Origin of the sequence: Grimontia marina, from assembly GCF_900060185.1 — a bacterium.
GTDB lineage: Bacteria > Pseudomonadota > Gammaproteobacteria > Enterobacterales > Vibrionaceae > Enterovibrio > Enterovibrio marinus.
The window spans coordinates 1-942 of sequence record NZ_FIZY01000182.1 but is presented as its reverse complement, the minus strand read 5'-3'; the positions used below and the strand labels follow the sequence as shown (position 1 = coordinate 942).

Annotated in this window: 2 protein-coding genes; both read right to left on the bottom strand. The window is 37.8% G+C overall.

Annotated elements, in window-relative coordinates:
- Positions 1-345: 345 nt before the first annotated feature.
- Positions 346-522, bottom strand: a complete 177-nt coding sequence (locus GMA8713_RS27595) for a hypothetical protein (RefSeq protein WP_157515801.1) — start codon at positions 520-522, stop codon at positions 346-348.
- Between the two features lie 65 nt (positions 523-587).
- A complete protein-coding gene (locus GMA8713_RS25855) occupies positions 588-857 on the bottom strand; it encodes a hypothetical protein (RefSeq protein ID WP_157515800.1) in 270 nt (89 codons plus the stop codon).
- Positions 858-942: the final 85 nt, after the last annotated feature.

Below are 942 nucleotides of genomic sequence, written 5' to 3'. Positions count from 1 at the left end.
TGGTAAGTGGTGTAATTCATGTTTCATTTTCCTTATCGTCCTTTCTTTTTAAGCATAAACACCTGATAACTTCATTCGTTCCATTATCGGCTGTACACGTTCAGTTCAGCCTGACTATCCTTCACCGCCCCTTATTCCGGTGTCTTTGCTTTCATCACTTCCACTCTTTCTTCACACGGTTTTAATAAGTTTCTCCATGCTTCCTTATTCTCATGCTAACGCTCTACTTCTTCTTTCCCTTTCCCTTCCTCTCCCCTCCTCCCTCTCACTCCTTCTTCTCACTCTTCAACCCTCCTCTACTCTTCCTTTTCTTTCTTTCTTTTTCTCCTCCCTCCGCTCTTTCTCTTACTCCCTCCTTTCTTTCTCTCCTCTTTCTCTCTCTTCTTTTCTCTTCTTCCTTTCTTTTCTCCTCTTTTTTTTCTTCTCTTTTCTTCTCCTCTTTTTCCTTTTTCTTTTTCTTTTCATTCTTTCCTTCTTTCCTTTAATTTCCTTCTTTCTTTTCTTCCCCTTTCCCCCCGTCATCCTTTTTTTTCTTTCCTTCTTTCTTTTTTTCCCTCCATCCTCTACTCATCCTTCTTCTCCCTTTCTTACCTCTTCCTCTTTTTCTTCATTTTTTTTCTTTTTTTCATCTTCCCTTTCTTCTTTTTTCCCTTCTTCTTCTTTCCTTCTTTTTTTCTTTTCTCCTTTTTCTTTTTCTTATCTTCTTTATTCTCTCCCTTTTCCCTTCTCTTTTTTGTATCTTTACTTTTCCTTCCTTTCTCTTCCCTTTTTTTCTCTCGTTTTTTTATTCTTTTACCCTCCTTCTTCTTCTCTCTTCCTGCATTACCTATTTTTCCTCTTTCCTCCTTCTTCTTCACTCCTTTAACCCTCCGTTTTTTTATTCTTTTTTGCCATTATCCTTACTTCTCTTACCCAGTTCCTTCTCATCTATTCCTTCCTGTC